Raw genomic sequence first — 21863 nt, forward strand, 5'->3', positions numbered from 1 at the left:
ATCTGATTGGTAGGGTTTTGCCTCATGACCCAGGCCGACCTCGCCCCAGCCCAATTGAGCGACATCAACCAGATTCCCGACGATCTGATGGCCCGCATCCTCGATCACGTGGTGAATTACAAGCGCCAGCACGAAGGCCTTATCCACGTCGTCAAGGCCAGCGGCAAGATCGTCGATAACCCCGCCATCCGTGAAAACTTCGCCAAGCAGGTCGTGGCCATGCGCCGCGATCTGGGCCTCAAGGTCGTCGTCGTCCACGGTGCAGGCAAGCAGATCGACAAGGCGCTGCACGACGCCGGTTTTGTTTCCACAAAGGAAAACGGCCTGCGCGTGACGCAAGCCGAACACATGGAAACCATCGACCGCGTGGCGCGCAACACCAACCGTATCCTGTGCGACATGTTCGGCACGGTTTCTCGCGGTGATATTCTGCCCATCGGCCTGTCCGGTTACGATTCCGAACTGGATATGTTCGCCCAACCCATCAGCGCCGCGACAAACAATTTTTCCGGCGAAAAAGTCACCTCCCTGAATCCATGGCGGCTGTTACGTCACCTGAAGGACGAAAAGGCCATCCCCATCATCACCAACATGTGCGGCGCGCAAGATACGACAAGCAACGTTACCAAGATCAACGTGAACGCGGATTCCGTGGCTTCGGCGCTGGCCATTCACCTGAAGGCGCATCGCCTTTTGATGTGCTCGGACGTTCGCGGCGTACTGGATGAAAACCAGCACGTCATACCCGAAATCAGTTCTGAAAATTTTGGGTCGCTTAAAGATCGCGGCATCCTTGCTGGCGGCATGCTGGTCAAGGTCAACGAAGCGTTCGCAACCGCCGCGCAGATGCCCGCCGGCAGCGGCGTGGTCATCATGGATGAAAATTTCCTGATGGAATTGCTGACTCCCAAGGGGCACGGCACCATGATCCGTGCGCCCGGGGTCCGTGCGCCCGTCGCTAAACCCGCTTAAGCTCTTCCGGCATATCCTGTTTTGCGTCGATGATCGCGCGGCGCACCGCGCGGGTGCGGGTGAAAACAGCCTCCAGCGCCGCGCCGTCGCCCTTGCGGATGGCCTTTTGCATCTGTGTCAAATCCTCGTTGAACCGGGCCAGAATGTCTAAAACCGCGTCGCGGTTGTTTAAAAACACGTCCCGCCACATCACCGGATCACTGGCCGCGATGCGGGTAAAATCGCGAAAGCCAGACGCGGAAAATTTGATCACCTCGGATTGCAGATCGCTTTCAAGCTGCGTCGCGGTATCGACGATCGTATAGGCGATCAGATGCGGCAGATGTGAGGTGATAGCGAGAGTCCTGTCGTGATGATCGGGGTCCATTTCCACGATCTGCGAACCCATGCCGCGCCAGAAATCGGCCAACCGCGCCACCGCCGCGGGGTCCGCCCCTGCACCCGGCGTCAGGATGCACCACCGCCCCCGGAACAGTTCGGCGAAACCCGCGCGCGGACCGGAATGTTCGGTCCCCGCGATCGGATGGCCGGGAATGCCATGCACATGCGCGGGCAAATGCGCCGCGAAAATCCGCGCGGTCAAACCCTTGACCGACCCTACGTCGCTCACAACCACCCCCGCCGCCAGATGCGGCGCGATTTCCTTGACGACGCTCTCGATCGCGCCCATCGGCACGCACACGACGACCAGATCGGCACCCGCGACACCCGCCGCGCAATCGCACCCGGCATCGTCGGCCAACCCAAGTTCCAGCACCGTGTCGCACACCGCGCGCGAAGCGTCCACGCACACAATGCGCGCCAACGCATCCCGTTGGCGCAGCGCGCGCGCGATCGACGACCCGATCAACCCGAAACCGATAATGACGACGTGTTTGAAGGGCATTGAACGATCTTTCACAATTTGCGCATCGGCGGCGTGGCGGGTACCCCCGCGCCCCAGATCAGCGCGGGTTTCGCCACCGGCTTGGCCTTGCCCTTGATCGGCTGGTACAGGCGTTTGCCCGCTTCGGCCACGATCACGCCACATAGTGCGGAACACGCGGGCGCGATTGCCTCCACCGCCGGAGCGACATGCTCGGTCAACGTGACATTACGCACCGGCGGCGCGACCAGCGCGCCGGTCATCCGCTCCAGCGAAAAATTCCGTTCGCGCAAAAGCTCGTGCAACTGCGTCGCGGTAAACGGACGGCCTTGCCCGAACGGGGTCTTTTCGACCCGCGCCCACAGCCCCGTGCGATTGGGCACGACCATGATCGCCCGCCCTTCGGGTTTAAGCACGCGCCACACTTCGTCCAACACCGCGCCTGGATCTTCCGCGAATTCAAGGTCATGGATGACCAGCACGTAATCGACGCTCGCCCCGGCCAACGGCCACGCCCCGCGATCGGCCAGCACACAGCGTTGCCGCGCATCGGCCCCGCCATCGCCATCCGGCCACGCACCCTCTGGCCACGTCATCGCCCCCATCTGCCCGGACATCAGCGCAAACACCCCGCGCGCGGCGCGCATCGATTCAAGATAAGGCAGAGCGTATCCCGCGCCGACGACCACCTCGCCGCGCAGACGCGGCTCGTCCCACCATGCGGCGAAGCGGCGCAAAAGCATCCGCGCCACCATCCGCCCCTGCGGTGTGGCGTAATATTCCTTAAGATCGTAAGCGCCGGGAAGCATGCCGCATTCAACCACAAACCCGTGCGGCCTGCCAGCCCGGACCCTGGCAGCGAAAACAGAGAGAGAGAGAGAGAGAGAGAGAGAGAGTCTGAAGGCGTATGTCTTACAGCAGATCGAAAAGCATCGGGATCAACGGACGGTCGGCGGGCGGCATATCGTACCCGTCCAGTTCTCGCAACGTGGCCCAGACCAGTTTCTGCCCCTCGCACCCCTGCGGCTCGCCACGCCATTTTCGGATTGCGAATACAGGCATCAACAGATGGAAATCGGGATAGGCATGGCTGGCAAAGGTCAACGGTTGCAAACAATCGGTGCAGGTGATGATCCCCAGCTCGTCCTTAAGCTCGCGCACCAACGCATATTCCGGCGTCTCACCCGGCTCGATCTTGCCGCCGGGAAATTCCCACAATCCGGCCATCGCCTTGCCCGCCGGACGCTGCGCCAGCAAGATGCGGTTTTGCCCGTCAATCAAAATGCCCGCGACGACGGTGACGACGCGGGCATTCGGAAATGGAGGTAAATCGTAAGGTAGGGGTTTGCCGCAGCAGCCGGTATGGTCGTCCGCGGCAGCCCCCATCGTCTTACCTTACTGCGCCGGAGCGGGCGCCGGGGCCGGAGCGGCCGTCGGATCCGCCGGGGCAGAACCGTCGACCGGTGCGCCGGCCGCGCCTTGTTGCGGCTTGCCGGCATCCTCGACCACGATGTTTGCGTTCTTGCGCAGATCCTGGATTTTGCCGTCCAGAATGGCTTGACGCGCCTCTTGCTCAAGCGCCGCCTTGGCTTCCTCGAACGAAGGCTTGGCGCGCTGACGCTTGTCCAGAACCTCGATGACATGCCAGCCGAACTGCGTTTTGACCGGTTGCTGCGTGATCTGGCCGGGTTTCAGCGCAAAGGCCGCATCGCCGAATTCCTTGACCATTTCGCCCTTGGTGAAATACCCAAGATCGCCGCCGCGAGCCGAGGACGGATCCTTGGAGAAGTCCGACGCCAGTTTCTCGAAATTGGCACCGTGGTCCAGCTGCGCGATCAGATCGCGCGCCTTGTCCTCGCTGTCGACCAGAATATGCCGCGCATGGACTTCCTCGGGCATCGGCTGGTCTTCATACTTGGCCTTGTAGGCGGCTTTCAACTGATCATCGGCGATCTTGCCGTCGAACAGCGATTTCAGATACGCGGCGCGCACGATCTGGTCGCGCGCGTTGGCGATCTGTGCCTGCACGTCAGCCTCTTTTTCCGTGCCCGCTTTTTCGGCGGCATCGTTGATCAGCTGCAAATTAACGTACTGTTCCAGAAACGCCGGGATGATCTGATCGATATTTTTCGGCGGCACGTTCGCGCCCATGTCGCGAATGGCCAACGCTACGTCGCTTTTCTTGACCGGCTTGCCGTTGATGGTCGCGACGGTCACGTCCTGACCTTCGATCAGGGTCGAAACGTCGACCTTGGGCTTGGCGCCCGCGCTGCCCATCTTGCCGCCCGAATGGGTCCCGGCATAGACCAGCGCGCCGATCGCCACGATCACGGCGACCCAGGTGACCCAGTTGGACGACGTGCTGCAGCAGCCCGCGCCCTGTTCCTTGCCAGCGCCGCCGCAGCAGCCGTCTTTATGTTCATGCGTCATTGTTCTGTCCTGATCCTTGAAATGGTTTGGTGGATGACGGGGGGTATATTGAAGACCGCATCCCGCCTTGGCAAGCCCTGCCCCAACAATGTCACAGGCATTTCAACAGGGTTTGTCCAATATGGTTTGCAAGGGGTTTGCATTGACGTATAACCCCCATAAGCCCTATAGCTTCTGGCCGAACGCCCTGCCCGCACTATATGTGCGGATTACATATTTACGATAACTCAGGACAGCACATATTATGGTACTCGCCCTCGCCGCCCGACTCTTCGGCTCCAACAACGACCGCAACCTGCGCCGCCTTTCCAAGCCGGTCGCCCGCATCAACGCGCTGGAACCCGAATTCACGGCCCTGAGCGACGAGGCGCTGAAGGCCAAGACCGTCGAATTCCGGGAACGCCTGGCGAACGGTGCGCATCTTGACACCCTGCTGCCCGAGGCGTTCGCCACTGTGCGCGAGGCGGCCCGCCGCGTCCTAGGCCAGCGCCACTACGACGTCCAGTTGATTGGCGGCATGGCGCTGCACCAAGGCCGCATCGCCGAAATGCGCACCGGCGAGGGAAAAACCCTGGTCGCCACCCTGCCGGTTTACCTCAACGCCCTAAGCGGCAAGGGCGTGCACGTCGTCACCGTCAACGACTACCTTGCCCGCCGCGATGCCGAATGGATGGGACGTATTTACAATTTCCTTGGCATGTCGGTCGGCATGATCCTGCCGAACATCCCGGACGCGCAGCGCAAGGCCGCCTATGCCGCCGACATCACCTACGGCACCAACAACGAATTCGGCTTCGACTATCTGCGCGACAACATGAAATTCAGGCTGGAGGACATGGTCCAAAGGCCCTTCAACTTCGCGATCGTGGACGAGGTGGACTCGATCCTGATCGACGAGGCGCGCACCCCCTTGATCATCTCCGGCCCGGCCGAGGATTCATCGGCCCTGTATGTCGCGGTCAACGAAATCATTCCGCTGCTCGCGGATTCCGACTATGAAAAGGACGAAAAATCCCGCACCGTCGCCCTGTCCGAGGCCGGGGTCGAACACGCCGAAAACCTGCTGCGCGAACGCGGCCTGCTTGCCAATGGCGGGCTGTACGACGCGCACAACGTCGCGGTGGTGCACCATCTCAATCAGGCGCTCAAGGCGCACAAGCTTTTCGCCCGCGACGTCGATTACATCGTCAAGTCCGGCAAGGTCGTGATCATCGACGAATTCACCGGCCGCATGATGGAAGGCCGCCGTTATTCAGACGGCCTGCATCAGGCGCTGGAAGCCAAGGAAGGCGTGCACGTCGAAAACGAAAACCAGACTCTGGCCTCGATCACCTTCCAGAACTATTTCCGCATGTACCCGAAACTGGCGGGCATGACCGGCACGGCCAAGACCGAGGAAACCGAATTCGCCGACATCTATAACCTCGACGTCCTTGAAATTCCGACCAACGTCGCGGTGGCGCGGATCGACCACAACGACCGCATCTATAAATCCTATGCCAACAAACTTTCGGCGATCCTCGACCTGATCCGCGAGGCGCACGCGCGCAGCCAGCCGGTTCTGGTTGGCACCACCTCGATCGAAAAGTCGGAAATGCTTTCGGCCGAGCTGAAAAAGCTCAAAATTCCGCATCAGGTGCTCAACGCCCGCTACCACGAACAGGAAGCGCAGATCATTGCCCAGGCCGGCGTGCCCGGCGCGGTGACCATCGCCACCAACATGGCGGGGCGCGGCACCGACATCCAGCTTGGCGGCAACTTTGAAATGCGCACGGCCGCCGAAATCCCGGCGGACATGCCCCCCGAACAGCGCGCAGCAGCCGAAGCCGAAATCCGCAACCAGATCGCCCATGCGCGTGAACAGGCCCGCACCGCGGGCGGGTTGATGGTCATCGGCACCGAACGTCACGAATCCCGCCGCATCGACAACCAGCTGCGCGGCCGTTCGGGCCGTCAGGGCGACCCCGGCGCCACGGTGTTCTTCCTCTCGCTTGAGGACGACCTGATGCGCATCTTCGGGGCCGAACGGCTTGAACCCCTGCTCGCGCACCGCAAGATCGGCCTGCGCGACGGCGAGGCGTTGTCCCACCCGCTGATTTCCAAGACGCTGGAAAAGGCACAAAACAAGGTCGAACAGCAGAACTACGAAATCCGCAAGAACCTGCTCAAATTCGACAACGTAATGAACGACCAGCGCAAGGTGATCTACGAACAGCGCCGCGAAATCATGTCCGCCACCGGAATCGAGGATCTGGTCCGCGACATGCGCGCCGACGTCGTTTACGACATGGTGGCCAGCGCCATTCCCGAACACTCCTACCCCGAACAATGGAATATCGAGGGATTGAGTGCCGACACGCACCGCATCCTCAACCGCGACCTGCCGCTGGCCGACTGGGCGAAGGAGGAAGGGATCGACGAAACCGAATTTGAAAAACGTATCCTCGATTCCATCGATACCCTGATGGCCGAAAAGGCCGCGCACAACGGCCCCGACATGTTCCGCCGCATCGAAAAGGCGGTGGTGCTCCAACGCCTCGACCACGCATGGAAGGAACACCTGCTCACCCTCGACCATCTGCGTCAGGGCATCAATCTGCGCGCCTTCGGCCAGCGCGACCCGCTTAACGAATACAAGGCCGAGGCGTTTGGCCTGTTTCAGAGCATGCTTGGCTCGCTGCGCGAAACCGTGACCCAGACGCTGGCCCATGTCGAAATCGACCCGGCGTCAGGCACACTGAACATGCAGCCCGCAAAACCGGCACAAACGCTGGAAACCCGGCAGGACCCGGCTGCTCCGGCGGCGCAGGCGCAACCTGCCGCGACACCGCCTGCCTCCATGCCGATACGGCCCGCGACCAACGCGGCCTTCGACCAGAACGACCCGGCCACATGGGTCAACCTGCCGCGCAACGCTGCCTGCCCCTGCGGATCGGGCAAGAAATACAAGCACTGCCACGGCGCGCTCAAAGCCAGCGGCTAGAAACCGCGGCCAGTTAACCGCGAAACAACATTAATCGAAATCCCGCGCCAGCTTGAGATCCAGCTCCGGCGGGAACGGGTCTTTAAGCCAGCGCATCGACTCCCAATCGAACGGGCAACGCACGCCTATATCCTCCAGATCCGCGTCGTCCGCGCCCTGCGGATTGACCAGCGGCCAACCGATCTGCGTCACCATCAACCGCGCGAAATCATGGCCCTGCGGCCACAAAACGGCGGACGCCCAGCGATGCGGCGACTCCCACCCCGCCGCGTCGGCCTGTCCATGCCCTTCGCGCCCCTCCGGCTGCTCGAAAATATAATGCCGCCATGCCGCGTCACGCAGCATCGCGCGATAGACGCGCATCAAATCCGGCTTGGCGCTGGTCCGGTCCAGCCGCCCCCAATTGGCACAATACTCGACATTATCAAGGATGATCAGCGCACCGATCGCTTTTTCGCGGATGATCTCCAGCACCTCGCGCCGACCGATCCCGTCATTAATGACGACGTCCCACGACCCCACGCATAAAATACGCTCGGTTTCGGCAAACCCCGTGGCCGCGATCAGCACCAGATCGTATGCGTCCAGCATCGTGGGCGCGAACCCCTCAGGCGGCGTTTCCACCACCTTGTACCCGGCCTGTTCGGCAGCCCCGCGCACAAATCCGCGATAACCGGCATCATGTTCGATACTCACCACCCGCGCCCCACGGGCCAGCAGATACAGGGTCGAATTCCCCGCCCCGTATTCCAGCACCTTCAAGGCGCGCCCCAAAACCCGCGGCCACCATTTGAAGACACCCGTCACAAACCGTGCGCACCCGTCCGTCCACCACGGTACGACCCGCATGCGGTATGGCTGGCTCATGGTCCCGATCTCCTTAAATGGCTAGATGTCGTGCCTCGACACGACATCTAGGGTTTTACCCAAACCGGGCAACGATGCCTATAGCCCGCGCACGACTTGCGCACCGCGATCCCGGAACGTCCTTACGCCATGGTCAGGTCTGGTTTGGGCAACCACGCACGCGCCACGCTCCCCCCTGTGCAAAATTGCCGCAGGGCCGGGATTCCATGCGCCTTTATTCAAAATTGCCATAAAAAACCGAGCCTATCTCGAGGACAAAAAAGGAGGTAATAAATAACACAAAATAAAATAATTTTTTTATTTAAAAACAGAGTATTGTGAATACTTTCTAATAAAAAGAATTAAGTCGTGTTTTTGGTGCTTTTTTTGATCCCCACTGGCGCGCAGCCATTATTTTACATATTCTAAAACAAAACTTTGTATTTCACCGGTCTTTCTGGTAACTTTCTATTAACGAAGACGGCAAAGACCGTCGATTAAGTGTGTGTGTTCTAACCTTACGGCGGTACCTATGAAACGGAAACTTTCCGGTAAAAGCGGACTTGGTCGCTATTTGAATCGACTCGCAATTTTTGCGGGCGTTCTGCTTGGCGCTGCAGCAATCGGCAGCGCCGCCAAAACCGGCGTGTGGACACCGCAAATCTCCGGCCTGACCCAGAACGACGATGCGGCTAAAACCGCAAGGGGGCCCTCGGCCTATCGCACGGCTTCCGGAGCCTTTAATCTGGCCGTACCCGATTTCCGCGACCCTCAGGCATACGCACATCTGCGTGATAGGCTTCAGCAAGGCCGCGCAATCGCCCGCGCAACATTGGACGCGGATACGGTGCCGGTAAAACAGGAAGCCGCCCCGGCCACCACCGTTTTCGGTGGTCTGGCCAAATTGTCAGGTCCGGTTGAACGCGCCGCCGCACGCTTTGGCATCACCGGCCCCGGCGCGCCCAAGACGATACAATTGGCCGCCCTGCCCGACTTTGACCAACTGCCTTCCGCCGCGCAAGCCGCCGCCGATGCGCGCCCGACCGCCGAACCCGCGGCCAAACCGCTGATCAGCCCCCACGCGACCGGCACCACCAAGGTTCGCGTATTCAAATTCTGGAGCCGCCGCCGCGCCGTCCATGCGACCCGCTATTTGAACAAACATCTGGCATCGGCCCTGAAACGTTCCGCCGCCGCGATGAAGGCAGAGAACTGGACCGCCGACTCCGTCATCGGTTACCACAAGGGCCAACCGCTGATCCTGAAAAACGTGCTGGCCGACCGCGACATCAGCCGCGTGCCCGAGGACAAGGCCCACCGCGCCGCCTGGGTGCGCGCGCTGGAAGAACATGGCTTCGAGCGCCAACGCGGCCTGAACCCGCAGACCGTCGATATCAGCGGCCAAACCCCATCCCGCTTCCACAATACGGTTCGCAAACTGATCCCCGGCATCCTGCGCACGGAATCCGGTCGCTTTGCCGCCGCGGTTTCAAACGCGGGCGCGATGGGCCCGATGCAGATCATGCCCAAGACCGCGCAAGGTTACGGCCTGGAAAACCCGTTCTCCTTCGTGGACTCGGTGCGCACCGCCGCCCGCATCATGGGCGAAAATCTGACCGCCGCGCGCGGCAACGTGGCCGAGGCGCTGGCCCGCTATAACTGGGGCGCCGCCGGTGTACTGCGCGCCCGGGCGCAGGGCGGAAACAACTTCCTGGCCTACGCGCCGAGCGAAACGCGCAACTATGTCGCAAAAATCGCCGGCATCTTCAAACGCCATGCGGCCCCGGTACAGGTGGAAAACGCCGCGCATGCAAAATTCCTTGCCCGCAAAGGCCACAGCAGCCACACCGCCCTCGCCTACCGCCGCTAGGCCGGGCTGAATTACGCCGCCAGCAATTCGTTCAAAAAGGCGGAAACTTCTTTTTGCAGCACCTTCGTCTGCTCCAGAAGATTGCTGGACTCGTTATAGACCATTTCCGCGGAAGAACCGGTTTCGTCGGCATTATGGCGCACCTGCATGATGGATGCCGATACCTGCTGCGTGCCGCTAGACGCCTCGGTAATATTGCGGCCGATTTCGGATGTGGCCGCGTTTTGCTGTTCCACGGCGCCGGAAACGGATGTCGTGGACGTATTGATCTGGGCCACGCTTTCCATGATCTGTTCCATCGCGGCCACACTTTTACGAATGGCTTGCTGGATACGCCCGACACGATCGTCGATTTCTTCGGTCTTGACCGCGGTTTCGTTCGCCAGTTTTTTGACCTCGTCCGCCACGACCGAAAAGCCCTTCCCGGCTTCGCCCGCGCGCGCCGCCTCGATCGTAGCATTCAGCGCCAAAAGGTTGGTCTGGTCCGCGATGTCCTTGATGGTGCCGATCACATCGCCGATGGAATCGGCCAGCGTGTTAAGCTCCTGCACCGACTGGCGCGTGATTTGCGCGTTCTGCTCGGTCGCCATGGCCATTTTCGCGACGGATTCCACCTGACGCGCGATCTCGGCGCTGGATGCCGCCAGCTCTTCCGCGGCGGAAGCCACCGTCTGCACGTTGGCATCGGCCTGCGTCGCACCGGCGGCGACATTGGCGCTGATCTGCGTGGTCTGATGCGAGGCTTCCTTCATGTTCATGGATGTCTGTGTCATCACCTCGGTTGCCTTGGCCAGTCCACGGATGATGCCGCCCACGCGCTGATCGAAACTTTCTGCCATCTGTTTCATGGCCCGACGTTTTTCTTCTTCCGATGCGGCTCTTTGCCTTTCTTGTTCATCCGCCATGGCGCGCACTTCCGACGTGCGCTCCTCGACCTTGCGCTCCAGCGCGGCATTGTTGGCGTTGATCATACGCATGGTACGCTTGATCAGGACCGTGATCCCCATGCTGATCAGGACAAACAGGGCGGCGAAAGCATAGCCAACATATGCAAAGACGCGGATCCCCGTGGCCTCGGCACCATCCAGAAAGCGGCTGTTCGGATATCCGATCCAAAGATCCCACTGGCTTTGTGGATCCTTGGTTTCAATGACTTTGACGGTCGAAAAGATCAATGACGGATCCGGCTTTCCTTCCGCGACAAATTCAGCCGATGCGCCTTCCTGCCCCGGCGTTGCCGGCGACACATCATACCCGTACGCCTGATTCAACAGCGCCGCATCCGACTGCGGCAGCATCTCGCGCAAGGCATCCGTACGGATCACGGCCGATACCGCTCCTTTGAATTTTCCATCCGGGCCAAAAAACGGAACCGAGAATAAAACCCCCATGCGGTCCGCATCGTTCAACGTTTTATCGTAGTCAGTGTTGTCACAGGTGATGATTTCGCGCCCGCTGATGACAGGAACATCGTCCATGCTATGGATCGACGACATATCCGCATATTTCGTACCCAGCCACGCCATCTGGTCGCGCAACTGACGATATTCGTGAATTTCGACTTCCTCATGCGCGGGCGGCGCATCATCTTCGGCCGCCGCCTCCCCCGCAGTCCCCATGTCCACATGGTCGAACATCAGGATTGGTTCTCCCGGCTTGCCGGTTGCGGGATCGACCTTGTCCGGGTCAATGTCAGCCGGAACGATATAGACCTCCGACACCGCCACGTTTGAAGCGATGTTGTTGTAGATCTGCTGAATGGAATGCCGCCCGTCCTCGTTCAGGTTTTCTCCATGGCGCGAAATATTACGCACGCTTGGCAACAGGCTGATGGTGCGAATGTTTTGATAGATCTGACGAAAGGCCAACTGGATCCGCTCCGCCTCGGCCACCGCGTCCATATCCGATGTCTTGCGGTATTGATTTAGGGCGGCATCATAATCCTTGCCCGCCTTGCCATGGACGAAAAAGACGATCAGCGCGCCAAGTACAAGTATAACCGCATAACCCAATATGCTTTTGTCAGGTTTCATTGGGTCGCGCCTCTGCAAATAAAATTATGAAAAAAGGAAGGGCCGCCTCTATGCCGCAGCTATAGCCTGTGTCATTATGACGCAGGCCGTAATAAGCGTCAAATAATGCTGCGCTTTATTACTATGCAAACAATTGTATATTCATAAAACTGCTTAAAGGACACGGGCTCACAATATGAAAAAAATCTCTTTTTTGAGTTTAATGCTATCGTTTTCCATTATCGCGTGTTCGTGCCCGGGCGCGCTGGCGCAGGATGAAAAGCCGAATTTTCAGGAAGAAAAACTGACCGGCGACTGGGGCGGTTTGCGTTCGCGCCTGTATGATGCCGGGCTTTCGCTCGACGCCTATTACAAATTCGATCTCTGGCGCAATTTCTCGGGCGGTATCGGCAAAGGAAACCGCGGTCTCGACAATCTTGACCTTCAGGCAACGCTGGACGGTGAAAAAGCCTTGGGCATTCAGGGCCTGACCCTTTTCGCCTATCTTCTTAACAACGATGGCGGTCGGCCCAACACAGCGCTGGTGGGCAGCAACGGCGGCATCGATAACATTGAAACCGGCAACAATGCGTTCAAGCTGTACGAACTTTGGGCTGAACAGAATTTCTGGGGCGACCGCGTATCGGTTCTGGCCGGTCTGCACGACCTGAATTCCGAATTCTACATCACCGATACCAGCGGCCTGTTTTTAAACCCCACCTACGGCATCGGCACGGAAATGGCGGCAACCGGCGACAACGGCCCGTCGATCTTTCCAACCACGTCTTTGGGTGTGCGCATCAACGTCAAACCGACAGACAATACCTATATCAAGGCCGCCATCTTTGACGGCGTCCCCGGCAACGTGAACAACGGACGCGGGACGCATATCCAGTTCAAAAAGAAAGACGGCGCGCTGGATGTTATTGAAGGCGGGCTGGACGATGAAAATCTGGGCAAATTGGCTGTGGGCGTATGGCAATACACCGGCAAACGCGCCGACCAACAGACCGGAAATCCGGCAACCAGCAAGGGGTACTACTTTCTGGGCGATCATTCCTTCTACAATCAGGACGGAAAAGACATCAGCGCATTCGCCCGCATCGGCTTTACCGCGGGCGATGTTGAATCGTTCAAAAGCAACTGGAGCTTTGGTGCCGTCATGAGCGGCTTCATCCCGAACCGCGCCGACGGACAACTGGGACTGGCAGTGACGAGGGTCCGCAATTCCGATAAATTCGTTGCCGCCAACGCACCGGTGGACCGCACGGAAACCCAGTGGGAACTCACCTACGCCGACAAGCTTCTGCCGTGGCTTTCCATCCAGCCGGACCTGCAATACACGGTCAACCCCGGCACCGATCCAAACCTCAAAAACGCGTGGACCGGCGGCATCCGTCTGGGTGTCGATTTTTGATCTGAAGCATAAGAACCATGAAAAAGGGCCGCATGAAGCGGCCCTTTTTCATTTCTGACGATTTTCTTACGCCGCCATGGCTTTCTTGACGGCTTCGCCCAGGCCGGCGGGAGAATCCGACACCACGAACCCGGCATCGCGCATCGCCTTGATCTTGGCCTCGGCGGTGTCGTCGCCGCCGGAAATGATAGCCCCGGCATGGCCCATGCGCTTGCCCTTGGGCGCGGTCGCCCCGGCGATGAACCCGGCGATCGGCTTTTTCTTCGGCAAGGCCTTGTACCATTTGGCCGCGTCGATTTCCGCCTGCCCGCCGATTTCGCCGATCATGATCACGGCTTCCGTTTCCGGGTCGTCCATGAACAGTTTGAGCGCGTCGATGAAATTCGTCCCGTTGACCGGGTCGCCGCCGATGCCGATGCAGGTGGTCTGGCCCAGACCCGCGGCCGTGGTTTGCGCCACCGCTTCGTAGGTCAGCGTGCCCGAGCGCGAAACGATGCCCACCTTGCCGCGTTTGTGGATATGGCCGGGCATGATGCCGATCTTGCATTCGTCCGGCGTAATGACGCCGGGGCAGTTCGGCCCGATCAGGCGCGTATTCGACCCACACAGCGCCTTTTTGACCTTGACCATGTCCAGCGCCGGAATGCCTTCCGTGATGCATACGACCAGCGGGATTTTGGCGTCGATCGCCTCAAGAATCGCGTCTGCCGCGAACGGCGGCGGCACATAGATGACCGAGGCATTGGCCCCCGTCGCGGCCACGGCCTCGCGCACCGTGTTGAACACCGGCAAGCCCAGATGCGTGGTCCCGCCCTTGCCGGGCGTAACCCCGCCGACCATTTTGGTGCCATAGGCGATGGCCTGTTCCGAGTGGAACGTCCCCTGCGCCCCGGTAAAACCCTGACAGATGACTTTGGTGTTCTTGTCGACGAGTACGGCCATATCCGATCCTGTTGCTGTTCGCGGTGGTTGCGCCACAGGTTTAGACCATTCGCTCCCGCCCGTTAAGCCCCTAATTTCGCCCCTGATTTCGTATATTTAAAGATAAAAAAATAGATTTTTAATACTTTACATATTAGTATAGGGGCACGAAACAAAGCCGATAAAAGGGCCCACGTATGAGCACCAATGACATTCTTATCGAAGGCATTTCGAAAAAGGCCGTCGCCAAGGCAGATGAACTGAACCGCGCCGCGCTGCACAAGACGCTGGGCACCGCCGACGCCCTGAGGGTCGAGGCGTTTCTGGGCGCCAACGTCGATGCGATCGACGCCTTTTTAAAACGCGGCCGCCGCCAGCTATTAAGCGAACGTCTCGACGAACTCAATCTCGCGCTGTCCAGCCGCGACGGAAAAATCAGAAAAACCGCCCTGTTTTCCGCGACCCGTCTTGCGCGCGAATTCGTACGCAAATCCGGCGTGCCCTTCACTGACATGGATGCCGACGGCCTGAAATTCAAACGCGTTTACGCCGCCGACATCCAGGACAAAATGGACAATACCGCCGCCATCCGTGCCGGCGGCTGGGGTTATGCCCGCCTTGCCGCTTCGAATGTGGGCCGTATGCTCGGCACCGCACTCAAACTGGCTTTGTTGCCGCATTACACGGTCAAATTCGCCGCCGATTCCTATGCCGCCGCCATGTCCGCCTTCGGCATCGGCAAAGCCCGCCGCATCGCCGTCCTTGGCGGGGCCGCCGCCCTCGCCGTCGGCGCAGCCGCCGTGCCGGTCAATGCAAAACAATACGCCCCTCTTTTCACCCCAAAGGGCATGGCGATGAGCGCCTTCAAATCGGCCTGCCACGACCCGCGTATTCTGAACGGCTCCACCCTCACCGCGGCGCTGGCCACGTCGATCGACCACCACGATTCCAAAAAAATGGCGCTGTTCCTTTCCGCGCTGGAGGCCGGGGACGCCAACGCATCCCCCCTTGCCGCCTATCTGGTGATGATGAAGGAAACCGGCGCCGGCAACGATCTGGTATCCGGCAACTCATCGGCCCGCGGCCCGCGCCAGTCGATCGACACCACCACCCTGGCATGGATCCACCGCTACGCCCAAAAAACCTCGGCCTACAAATCGGCCAAAGAACGCCTTGCCGCTGGCGGCGACTATGCCCAGAAAGCCGAGGACCGGGCCCTGACCCTCGCAATCGACGAAACCGTCAAAAACTATAGCGGCAAACTTGTCGCGGACGTCAAAAACGGCCGCGTGCCCGCCTATGCGTTCGAGGCGATGAACTACGCCTATCAGACCGTTTTCGGCGGCCAGTTGTTCGGACAGGTGCTGAAGACCGAAGCGCCCTATCTGAACGACGCACGGCTTGATGGCCTGACCATGCCGCAGATCGCGAAAGAGGTCGGACGCTATTACGCCGAAAACCATTTGCTGGGCGCGGCGGGCGGCACGTTCCTGACCTATCTGGTCAAACATCACCCCACCGTGAAAATGAACGATGCCAGATCGCTTGAACGCCTGTATCGCGGCTTCGGCAACCGCAATGCGGCCTTTCAGGAAAATGTCGGCCATTACTACGTCAAGGTCGCCAAAGTGAACGGCCTGTTCCGCCGCGGCGCAAACGTCACCGCCGCCGAATTCGCGGACGCGATCCAGAAATTTGTCGGCACATGGGCCGCAAAAACCCTCAACGGCGTCGAACGCCAACTGGCCCGGGGTGACACCGCCGCCGAAATCTGCGCGGCCGATTCCAAAACCCGCGATGCCCTGCGCGACGCGGTGCCGGAAACGGCCTCGACCTTCGAGATCGGCCTGCGCGGCCTTGGCGTGTGGAACGGCGTACAAAAAGCGCGCGGAGAACTCGGCACCTACTGGACCGCCGCGCTCAACATGGCCAAACCCGCGACACAACCCACCCCCGCTGACGCAGCAAAACCAACGCACGCGCCAGGACTCTGACCCGTATCGCCCTGATTTCCGCAACGCGCCAAGGTGAAACTTGCGTGGGATGCTGGATTCGTGCTGTGCTTTTAAAAAAAGAAAAAGAGTTGAACGGGAGCCCGCATGAAAAATCGCACCACATGGACGCTTGGCGCCGCGCTGTCCGCATTTCTGACGGCATCCGCCGCCACCGCTGGGGAATCGAACCTGCCTCCGCCCCTTGCATCGCGCGCACAGGAAAACGTCGCCGGCGCATGGCCTAAACCGGGCACCGCCAAATACGGTACGGACGATGAGCGCATCGTGCTGATTTACGGCAAGATCGACCGCGAGATGACGGCCTATGTCATTAAACGCCTACGCCAGCTTAACAGCCTGTCGTCAAGCGCGCCGATCGCCATTCACATCAATTCTGGCGGGGGCGAGGTGGATGAAGGCCTTGCGATTTACGACTTCGTCACGACCCAGATTTCGAACCCGATTTCGACCCTGTGCATCGGCGAGGCACAATCGATGGGTGCCTTCCTTCTGACAACGTTGGGCACACCAGGAATGCGCAGCACCATGCCGAATTGCACCCTCATGTACCATCAACCCAGTTGGTCTGCGCAAGGGCGCGTTACGGACATGGTGGGGCGGACATCGCTGGTCAACGGTAATAAAAAGGCGATAGAAACCATCCTCAGCCGCCATACCGGATATACCCGCGCAGAACTGGCCGAAATGATGCGGGAGGATTTTTATATGACCGCGTCCGAGGCCAAGGCGATGAACTTCGTCGATCACGTATCCCCGCCAATCCGGCACGAAGCGGCCGCGCGGCTGCCGGATACACCGCCAAGCGTTTGCGCCTCGGAACTGCGCCGGAACTGGTCTATCTGCCGGAACAGCTCGGCATCCGCCCGCCTGCGGCACTGAGGCCATCTCCAGTCATTGCGGTGCACCCGCAAGGGTGCCGTGACAAGTGCACCCGCAAGGGTGCCGTGGCAATCCACAATTCGGCTATGCCGCTTTTTTGGCGTCCTTGGTCGCCTTGACGACCTTTTCCGCGGCGTCGGCCAGATTGTCGGCGGCGATGATCGGCAAACCGGATTCGGCCAGGATTTTCTTGCCCAGATCCACGTTCGTGCCTTCAAGCCGGACCACCAGCGGAACCGACAGTTTGACTTCCCTCGCCGCCGTGACGATGCCGTTGGCGATGATGTCGCATTTCATGATCCCGCCGAAGATGTTGACCAGCACGCCTTTGACGTTCGGGTCGGCCAGAATGATCTTGAACGCGGCCGTCACGCGCTCGGTCGTGGCGCCGCCGCCGACATCAAGGAAGTTGGCCGGCGTGCCGCCATACAGCTTGATGATGTCCATAGTCGCCATGGCAAGGCCCGCGCCATTGACCATGCACCCGATTTCACCGTCCAGGCGCACATAGTTCAATTCCCATTTATGCGCCTCGGTTTCGCTTGGGTCCTCTTCGTTTTCATCGCGCATGTCGGCGATGTCCTTGTGGCGGAACAGGGCGTTGTCGTCGAAATTCATCTTGGCGTCCAGCGCCATGACCTCGTTCTTGTCGGTCACGATCATCGGATTGATCTCGACGATCGAGGCATCCAGATCGACGAACGCCTTGTAAAGCGCGGCGAAGAACTTCATCGCCGATTTCTGCGCATCCCCCGCAAGGCCAAGCCCGAAGGCGAGGTCGCGCGCGTGGTGCGGCTGGAACCCGGCCGCCGGATCGATCGCGACCTTGATGATTTTTTCCGGGTGTTTTTCGGCCACTTCCTCGATATCCATGCCGCCTTCGGTCGACACCATGAAGGTGACGCAGCTGGTCCCCCGGTCGAGAACGACCGAGCAATAATATTCCTTGGCGATATCCACCCCGTCGGTCACGTACAGACGCTTGACCTCTTTGCCCTCGGGCCCCGTCTGCTTGGTGACCAGCACCTGATTCATCATCGCCTCGGCGGCAGCCTTGACGTCGTCCGCCGATTTGCACAGCCGCACGCCGCCTTTGCCTTCCGGATTGTTCTTGAATTTCCCGGCCCCGCGTCCACCCGCATGAATCTGCGATTTGACGACATAAAGCGGCCCGGGCAGATCCTTCACCGCCGCCACGGCCTCCGCCACGCTCATCGCGGGGATGCCCTTGGGCGTCGCCACGCCGAATTTGGTCAGCAATTCCTTGGCCTGATATTCATGGATGTTCATGGGAATGTCCTTGTTGCGATGCGGTTGCGCCTTTTTATCACGCAGCGCACCAAATGCAAACCATGGAAAAACCGGCCCGGAACCCCTTATGCGGGCTTCATTCCCGTCATTTTGGCGGGCGGCGGCAAAACCCCCGCGATCGGCACGTTACCCCGCGCCTCGACCCCAAGCGCGGCCTGCGCAGCCTCGCGGTTGCGCACATAACGAAACAGATCCTGCGTCGATGGACGTTTAAGCCAGTCCCGGAACCCCGCAAGCCCGGCCTTCAGCTTGCTTACCGTTCCGTGCGCGATATTGATCGCGGTGTTGCGGTCCTCGTTGGCTTTGTAATTGTCCAGCATCGCCCGCACCGCATCGTCGCGGCTCATGATCTCGCCGCCGACCATCTGCGACCCCATGTCGTCGCCCCACAGCATCGGGTGCAACACTTCCGGGTTGTCCATCACCATTCCGCAAACCATATCCCATTCCCATTTATATTTGCGAAACGGCGCGCGCAGATTTTCGATGTTCGGACCAAGGTTAAGATTTGGCCCGTACAGACGCAGCACCGCATCCCAATACGTGCGCCAGATATCGTCGTGGACAAAATCCGGACGATGCGTGCGCGAGTGCGCAACGCGGATTTGCTCGTCGACATCCTCCATATACATCGCCGCCGTTTCCTCGGGATCGACGACGCCCGGACGGGCATGAGGAATACGGCCTTCCAGTATATCCAGAAACGGCGCGATCATCCGGTCGCTCCAGACGTTTATGCAGGCGTCCCGCTGTATCTGAACGGCGCGGAAGGCGCGTTGAATTTCCATTCGCAACGCGTTTTCCGCAAGCCTGCGTATACCCCGGTTTTTGTGCGTGGAATCAGCGATCAGAACGCGCAGCAGGGGTTCGCTTAACGGCGCGCCCGGCTGTGCCAGAACGCTGGCATGGATGCCGCACGCATCGCAGAATTTTTGTATATGCTCTTCCATCAGGCCGCGATATTCGCCCATTTCGAAGTGCCGGTATCTGCGCCGCTGGACACCCATGACTTTGGCGGCTTCGTCCTCGCTCAATCCGCGGTTTTCCCGCCACGCCATGAACGCATTGCACCCGGCGACGATCCGGTGTGCCGCAAGCGCCGTGTCGCCCCTATGCACGAAAACCGGCGCGGGCGCGGCACTGTCAGGCAGCCTGCCGCCCAACCCAAAGCGGACCACAAATTGGAAACCCATTTTGAGAAACGACATTCGATCCATGCCTTTGCCTTTATAAAAAGCCTAGGCCGAAACCGGCGTGATTTTCAAGTTATACGCATACCTTGCGGCCCGAACACACGCGCGGCTGGCCGTGCATAAAAAGGTTCAAGCGCGCGAACGACCCGCGCATCGTCATCACATAACCGCGCAAAGACACAAATATTGCTGAACCCTTGAATCAGGTCCTGCGTCTGCGCGCGCTCGGCCCACGCATCCAGCTCGCGCAGACGTGAATTTGCCACCGCGCGCTGTTCCTGCATCAACGTGTGCAAGGACTGGTTGCCGCGCCAGTGCTCAAGCGCATCGAAAAAGGCGTGACAGCCGGATTCCCATCCATAGACCTGCCCGTTGATGACATGCGGCACATGCCAGCGCTCGATACCAAAACGGCCAGGCTCGTCGATAAACGTGGCCCGCGTATGTGCCAACCCTACCGTTTCGATGCTATCTTCGATCAACGGACCGGCCACATCTTCATCCTCGCATTCCATGCGTGCGAAAAACGCCAGCATCCGCTGCATCCATCGTTCCTGCAGGGACTTCCATTCCCGCCCACCCGCACGGGCAAGGGTGTCTTCCGCTTCGCCCAGCAAGACCTCGTCATCCTGCGCGCAATCCTCGATCAGGCTCAACGTGTCGCCATAACCGCCGACCAGCCGCGCCAAAGGATTGTCCAGCGTCAAAGCGCCAAATGCGCGACGCGGCAGCGCCATATCCGTAAGGCGCACCCGCCCCGCGCGGACCTCGTTCAGATACAAACGCTCCTGCCCGAAAATAGCGACGGTCTTTTCGATCTCGGCCAAAATGGCATCTTGCGCGCGCATACGCTTGCGCGCGTTCAAAAACCTATCCCCCGCGCGCTCGGCCAGCGCCACGGCGACGCCGGTCGGCATCACGTCGTAATCATCCACGAGATCCAGCGGACTGAGCTTGAAATACCGGCAGAACGCGCGCACATCGCCCGGCGTGCTGACAAAGGCGTTGATCTCGATCCTGCGGTAATCTTCCGGATGAATGTCCAAAGCCTGCGCCACATCCAAGGCATCGGCCCCGAAAAACTCGCGCCATTTTTTGAACGCGCTTTCACCCCGCGCGATGGCCTCGCGCACCTGCGCGCGAGGCCCAAAAGGCGCGATAGCTTTCGTCGCGACGGCATCGGCAAAAAGCCGTGCGACAAGGCCCGTATCCGCCACACCCCGACCCTGGTTCATGCCGGCCACCATCCCGCAAAATCGGGAATCCTGTACACATCATCGCCACGCAACCCCAACGCGCGCTCGTCCAGAAACGCCATGATTTCGCGCCGGTTCGCTTCCGCCGCCAAAAAAATCCGTGTTTCGGGCGAACGGCACCACGCCCTGAACGCCTGTGCCGCCTGCAACAGTTGACCGGCGCCTTCCTTGCGCCGAAGTCTGTATGCAAACGCGCGCATGATCATGCGCTGGCCACCCTCCCAACGCATGAAAATAGCGTCATGAGAGGGAAACCCGCGCAAGGGACCCTCTCGCCCCCGGCGCTGCCAGGCACGGTCGATACGCTCAAGAATCTCGCGATTTGAAAGCGTCATGTGCCCCTGCATCACCTCGCCCAGCCGCCAGGCTTTTTCAACCTCGCCCGCCAGCATGCGGCGCACTCGATGAAAGGCCGGATCGTCGAATGTCAGTTCGCTGAGCACCAAAACCCCGGCCTCGGCAATCCCGTGCGCGATCGGCCCGTGCCGCCCCGGATGCACCAACTGGTCGGGCGTGATGTTCAGGGCACCGCAAAACCGCGCCACGAATTCGCCGCCCGGATTGAATGCGCCCTCACGCAGTTCCTTGATCGCCCCGCTCAGACCGCCCCACGCAACGCCCGGCGGCGGGTCGCCGAAATCGTTGACCATCAATGCTGCCAGCCGTTCGTTGGACAGGCACGTTTCCATCATATGCGCGTCATACGGATTGAACCCCAGCGCGATCAGCCGATCGGCGGAAGGAAACGCCACGGTGCTCATGAAATGCTGCCGCAAGGTAGGCCGCCCGCGAACAGTTTCGGGCGGTCCGGCATAGGTCACGGCAACGGTATGGTCGGAGGTCATTTATTCAGAAATATGACAAGAATCTGCATCACGCAAGTTTTCCGTTTA

The 21863-nt window shown here is 60.0% G+C and carries 17 protein-coding genes; 6 read left to right on the top strand and 11 right to left on the bottom strand.

Going from position 1 to position 21863, the window contains the following annotated elements; all coding sequences use genetic code 11:
- The first annotated feature begins 24 nt into the window (after positions 1 to 24).
- On the top strand, positions 25 to 972 hold the full coding sequence (locus H6866_01315; protein USO07890.1) for an acetylglutamate kinase: 948 nt from the start codon (positions 25 to 27) through the stop codon (positions 970 to 972).
- Here H6866_01315 and H6866_01320 read toward each other — a convergent pair.
- From H6866_01320 to H6866_01335, 4 genes are all read right to left on the bottom strand, one after another.
- Positions 959 to 1858, bottom strand: a complete 900-nt coding sequence (locus H6866_01320; GenBank protein ID USO07891.1) for a prephenate/arogenate dehydrogenase family protein — start codon at positions 1856 to 1858, stop codon at positions 959 to 961. The two genes, H6866_01315 and H6866_01320, sit on opposite strands and share 14 nt — an antisense overlap.
- Positions 1859 to 1869: 11 nt before the next feature.
- Entirely contained in the window at positions 1870 to 2646 is a 777-nt protein-coding gene (locus H6866_01325; GenBank protein USO07892.1) for a methyltransferase domain-containing protein, read from the bottom strand.
- A gap of 103 nt (positions 2647 to 2749) precedes the next feature.
- Positions 2750 to 3223 carry an 8-oxo-dGTP diphosphatase MutT gene (gene mutT / locus H6866_01330; GenBank protein ID USO07893.1) on the bottom strand — a complete coding sequence of 158 codons (474 nt, stop codon included), beginning with the start codon at positions 3221 to 3223 and terminating at the stop codon, positions 2750 to 2752.
- A 9-nt stretch (positions 3224 to 3232) separates the two neighbouring features.
- Positions 3233 to 4267 carry a peptidylprolyl isomerase gene (locus tag H6866_01335; protein USO07894.1) on the bottom strand — a complete coding sequence of 345 codons (1035 nt, stop codon included), beginning with the start codon at positions 4265 to 4267 and terminating at the stop codon, positions 3233 to 3235.
- Positions 4268 to 4511: 244 nt separating this feature from the next.
- Here H6866_01335 and secA point away from each other — a divergent pair, with 244 nt between their 5' ends.
- Entirely contained in the window at positions 4512 to 7250 is a 2739-nt protein-coding gene (gene secA, locus H6866_01340; GenBank protein USO07895.1) for a preprotein translocase subunit SecA, read from the top strand.
- A gap of 30 nt (positions 7251 to 7280) precedes the next feature.
- On the opposite strand, the gene H6866_01345 is transcribed toward secA, so the two are convergent.
- Positions 7281 to 8117: a hypothetical protein gene (locus H6866_01345; protein USO07896.1), complete on the bottom strand. Its 837-nt coding sequence runs from the start codon at positions 8115 to 8117 to the stop codon at positions 7281 to 7283.
- A gap of 511 nt (positions 8118 to 8628) precedes the next feature.
- Between H6866_01345 and H6866_01350 the strand changes: the two genes are divergently transcribed.
- Positions 8629 to 9966: a lytic transglycosylase domain-containing protein gene (locus H6866_01350; protein USO07897.1), complete on the top strand. Its 1338-nt coding sequence runs from the start codon at positions 8629 to 8631 to the stop codon at positions 9964 to 9966.
- An 11-nt stretch (positions 9967 to 9977) separates the two neighbouring features.
- Here the strand turns inward: H6866_01350 and H6866_01355 are convergent, their stop codons facing one another.
- Positions 9978 to 11999: a hypothetical protein gene (locus tag H6866_01355; GenBank protein ID USO07898.1), complete on the bottom strand. Its 2022-nt coding sequence runs from the start codon at positions 11997 to 11999 to the stop codon at positions 9978 to 9980.
- A gap of 202 nt (positions 12000 to 12201) precedes the next feature.
- On the opposite strand from H6866_01355, the gene H6866_01360 reads away from it, so the two are divergent.
- Positions 12202 to 13395, top strand: a complete 1194-nt coding sequence (locus H6866_01360) for a carbohydrate porin (protein USO07899.1) — start codon at positions 12202 to 12204, stop codon at positions 13393 to 13395.
- Positions 13396 to 13461: 66 nt separating this feature from the next.
- On the opposite strand, the gene sucD is transcribed toward H6866_01360, so the two are convergent.
- Complete coding sequence (gene sucD, locus H6866_01365; protein ID USO07900.1) at positions 13462 to 14337, bottom strand: succinate--CoA ligase subunit alpha; 876 nt, start codon at positions 14335 to 14337, stop codon at positions 13462 to 13464.
- A gap of 176 nt (positions 14338 to 14513) precedes the next feature.
- Here sucD and H6866_01370 point away from each other — a divergent pair, with 176 nt between their 5' ends.
- Entirely contained in the window at positions 14514 to 16310 is a 1797-nt protein-coding gene (locus H6866_01370) for a hypothetical protein (GenBank protein USO07901.1), read from the top strand.
- A 105-nt stretch (positions 16311 to 16415) separates the two neighbouring features.
- A complete protein-coding gene (locus H6866_01375) occupies positions 16416 to 17210 on the top strand; it encodes an ATP-dependent Clp protease proteolytic subunit (protein USO07902.1) in 795 nt (264 codons plus the stop codon).
- A gap of 84 nt (positions 17211 to 17294) precedes the next feature.
- Here the strand turns inward: H6866_01375 and sucC are convergent, their stop codons facing one another.
- The 4 genes from sucC to H6866_01395 all read right to left on the bottom strand — a co-directional run bounded on the left by sucC (position 17295) and on the right by H6866_01395 (position 21815).
- Complete coding sequence (gene sucC, locus H6866_01380) at positions 17295 to 18500, bottom strand: ADP-forming succinate--CoA ligase subunit beta (protein USO07903.1); 1206 nt, start codon at positions 18498 to 18500, stop codon at positions 17295 to 17297.
- 86 nt (positions 18501 to 18586) lie between these two features.
- Positions 18587 to 19729, bottom strand: a complete 1143-nt coding sequence (locus H6866_01385) for a helix-turn-helix transcriptional regulator (GenBank protein USO07904.1) — start codon at positions 19727 to 19729, stop codon at positions 18587 to 18589.
- A 53-nt stretch (positions 19730 to 19782) separates the two neighbouring features.
- Positions 19783 to 20949, bottom strand: coding sequence for a helix-turn-helix transcriptional regulator (locus tag H6866_01390; protein ID USO07905.1), 1167 nt, complete (start codon positions 20947 to 20949; stop codon positions 19783 to 19785).
- Positions 20946 to 21815 carry a hypothetical protein gene (locus H6866_01395; protein ID USO07906.1) on the bottom strand — a complete coding sequence of 290 codons (870 nt, stop codon included), beginning with the start codon at positions 21813 to 21815 and terminating at the stop codon, positions 20946 to 20948. The genes H6866_01390 and H6866_01395 overlap by 4 nt, the downstream gene beginning before the upstream one ends.
- Positions 21816 to 21863 lie beyond the last annotated feature (48 nt).

It is taken from the genome of Rhodospirillales bacterium (assembly GCA_023898805.1).
Lineage (GTDB): Bacteria > Pseudomonadota > Alphaproteobacteria > Micavibrionales > UBA1664 > UBA6145.

What these genes read in the sequence shown, in the direction of transcription:
- H6866_01315 (USO07890.1), top strand. Translation starts at nt 25, where the DNA reads ATGACCCAGGCCGACCTCGCCCCAGCCCAATTGAGCGACATCAACCAG.
- H6866_01320 (USO07891.1), bottom strand. Translation starts at nt 1,858, where the DNA reads ATGCCCTTCAAACACGTCGTCATTATCGGTTTCGGGTTGATCGGGTCG.
- H6866_01325 (USO07892.1), bottom strand. Translation starts at nt 2,646, where the DNA reads ATGCTTCCCGGCGCTTACGATCTTAAGGAATATTACGCCACACCGCAG.
- mutT (USO07893.1), bottom strand. Translation starts at nt 3,223, where the DNA reads ATGGGGGCTGCCGCGGACGACCATACCGGCTGCTGCGGCAAACCCCTA.
- H6866_01335 (USO07894.1), bottom strand. Translation starts at nt 4,267, where the DNA reads ATGACGCATGAACATAAAGACGGCTGCTGCGGCGGCGCTGGCAAGGAA.
- secA (USO07895.1), top strand. Translation starts at nt 4,512, where the DNA reads ATGGTACTCGCCCTCGCCGCCCGACTCTTCGGCTCCAACAACGACCGC.
- H6866_01345 (USO07896.1), bottom strand. Translation starts at nt 8,117, where the DNA reads ATGAGCCAGCCATACCGCATGCGGGTCGTACCGTGGTGGACGGACGGG.
- H6866_01350 (USO07897.1), top strand. Translation starts at nt 8,629, where the DNA reads ATGAAACGGAAACTTTCCGGTAAAAGCGGACTTGGTCGCTATTTGAAT.
- H6866_01355 (USO07898.1), bottom strand. Translation starts at nt 11,999, where the DNA reads ATGAAACCTGACAAAAGCATATTGGGTTATGCGGTTATACTTGTACTT.
- H6866_01360 (USO07899.1), top strand. Translation starts at nt 12,202, where the DNA reads ATGCTATCGTTTTCCATTATCGCGTGTTCGTGCCCGGGCGCGCTGGCG.
- sucD (USO07900.1), bottom strand. Translation starts at nt 14,337, where the DNA reads ATGGCCGTACTCGTCGACAAGAACACCAAAGTCATCTGTCAGGGTTTT.
- H6866_01370 (USO07901.1), top strand. Translation starts at nt 14,514, where the DNA reads ATGAGCACCAATGACATTCTTATCGAAGGCATTTCGAAAAAGGCCGTC.
- H6866_01375 (USO07902.1), top strand. Translation starts at nt 16,416, where the DNA reads ATGAAAAATCGCACCACATGGACGCTTGGCGCCGCGCTGTCCGCATTT.
- sucC (USO07903.1), bottom strand. Translation starts at nt 18,500, where the DNA reads ATGAACATCCATGAATATCAGGCCAAGGAATTGCTGACCAAATTCGGC.
- H6866_01385 (USO07904.1), bottom strand. Translation starts at nt 19,729, where the DNA reads ATGTCGTTTCTCAAAATGGGTTTCCAATTTGTGGTCCGCTTTGGGTTG.
- H6866_01390 (USO07905.1), bottom strand. Translation starts at nt 20,949, where the DNA reads ATGAACCAGGGTCGGGGTGTGGCGGATACGGGCCTTGTCGCACGGCTT.
- H6866_01395 (USO07906.1), bottom strand. Translation starts at nt 21,815, where the DNA reads ATGACCTCCGACCATACCGTTGCCGTGACCTATGCCGGACCGCCCGAA.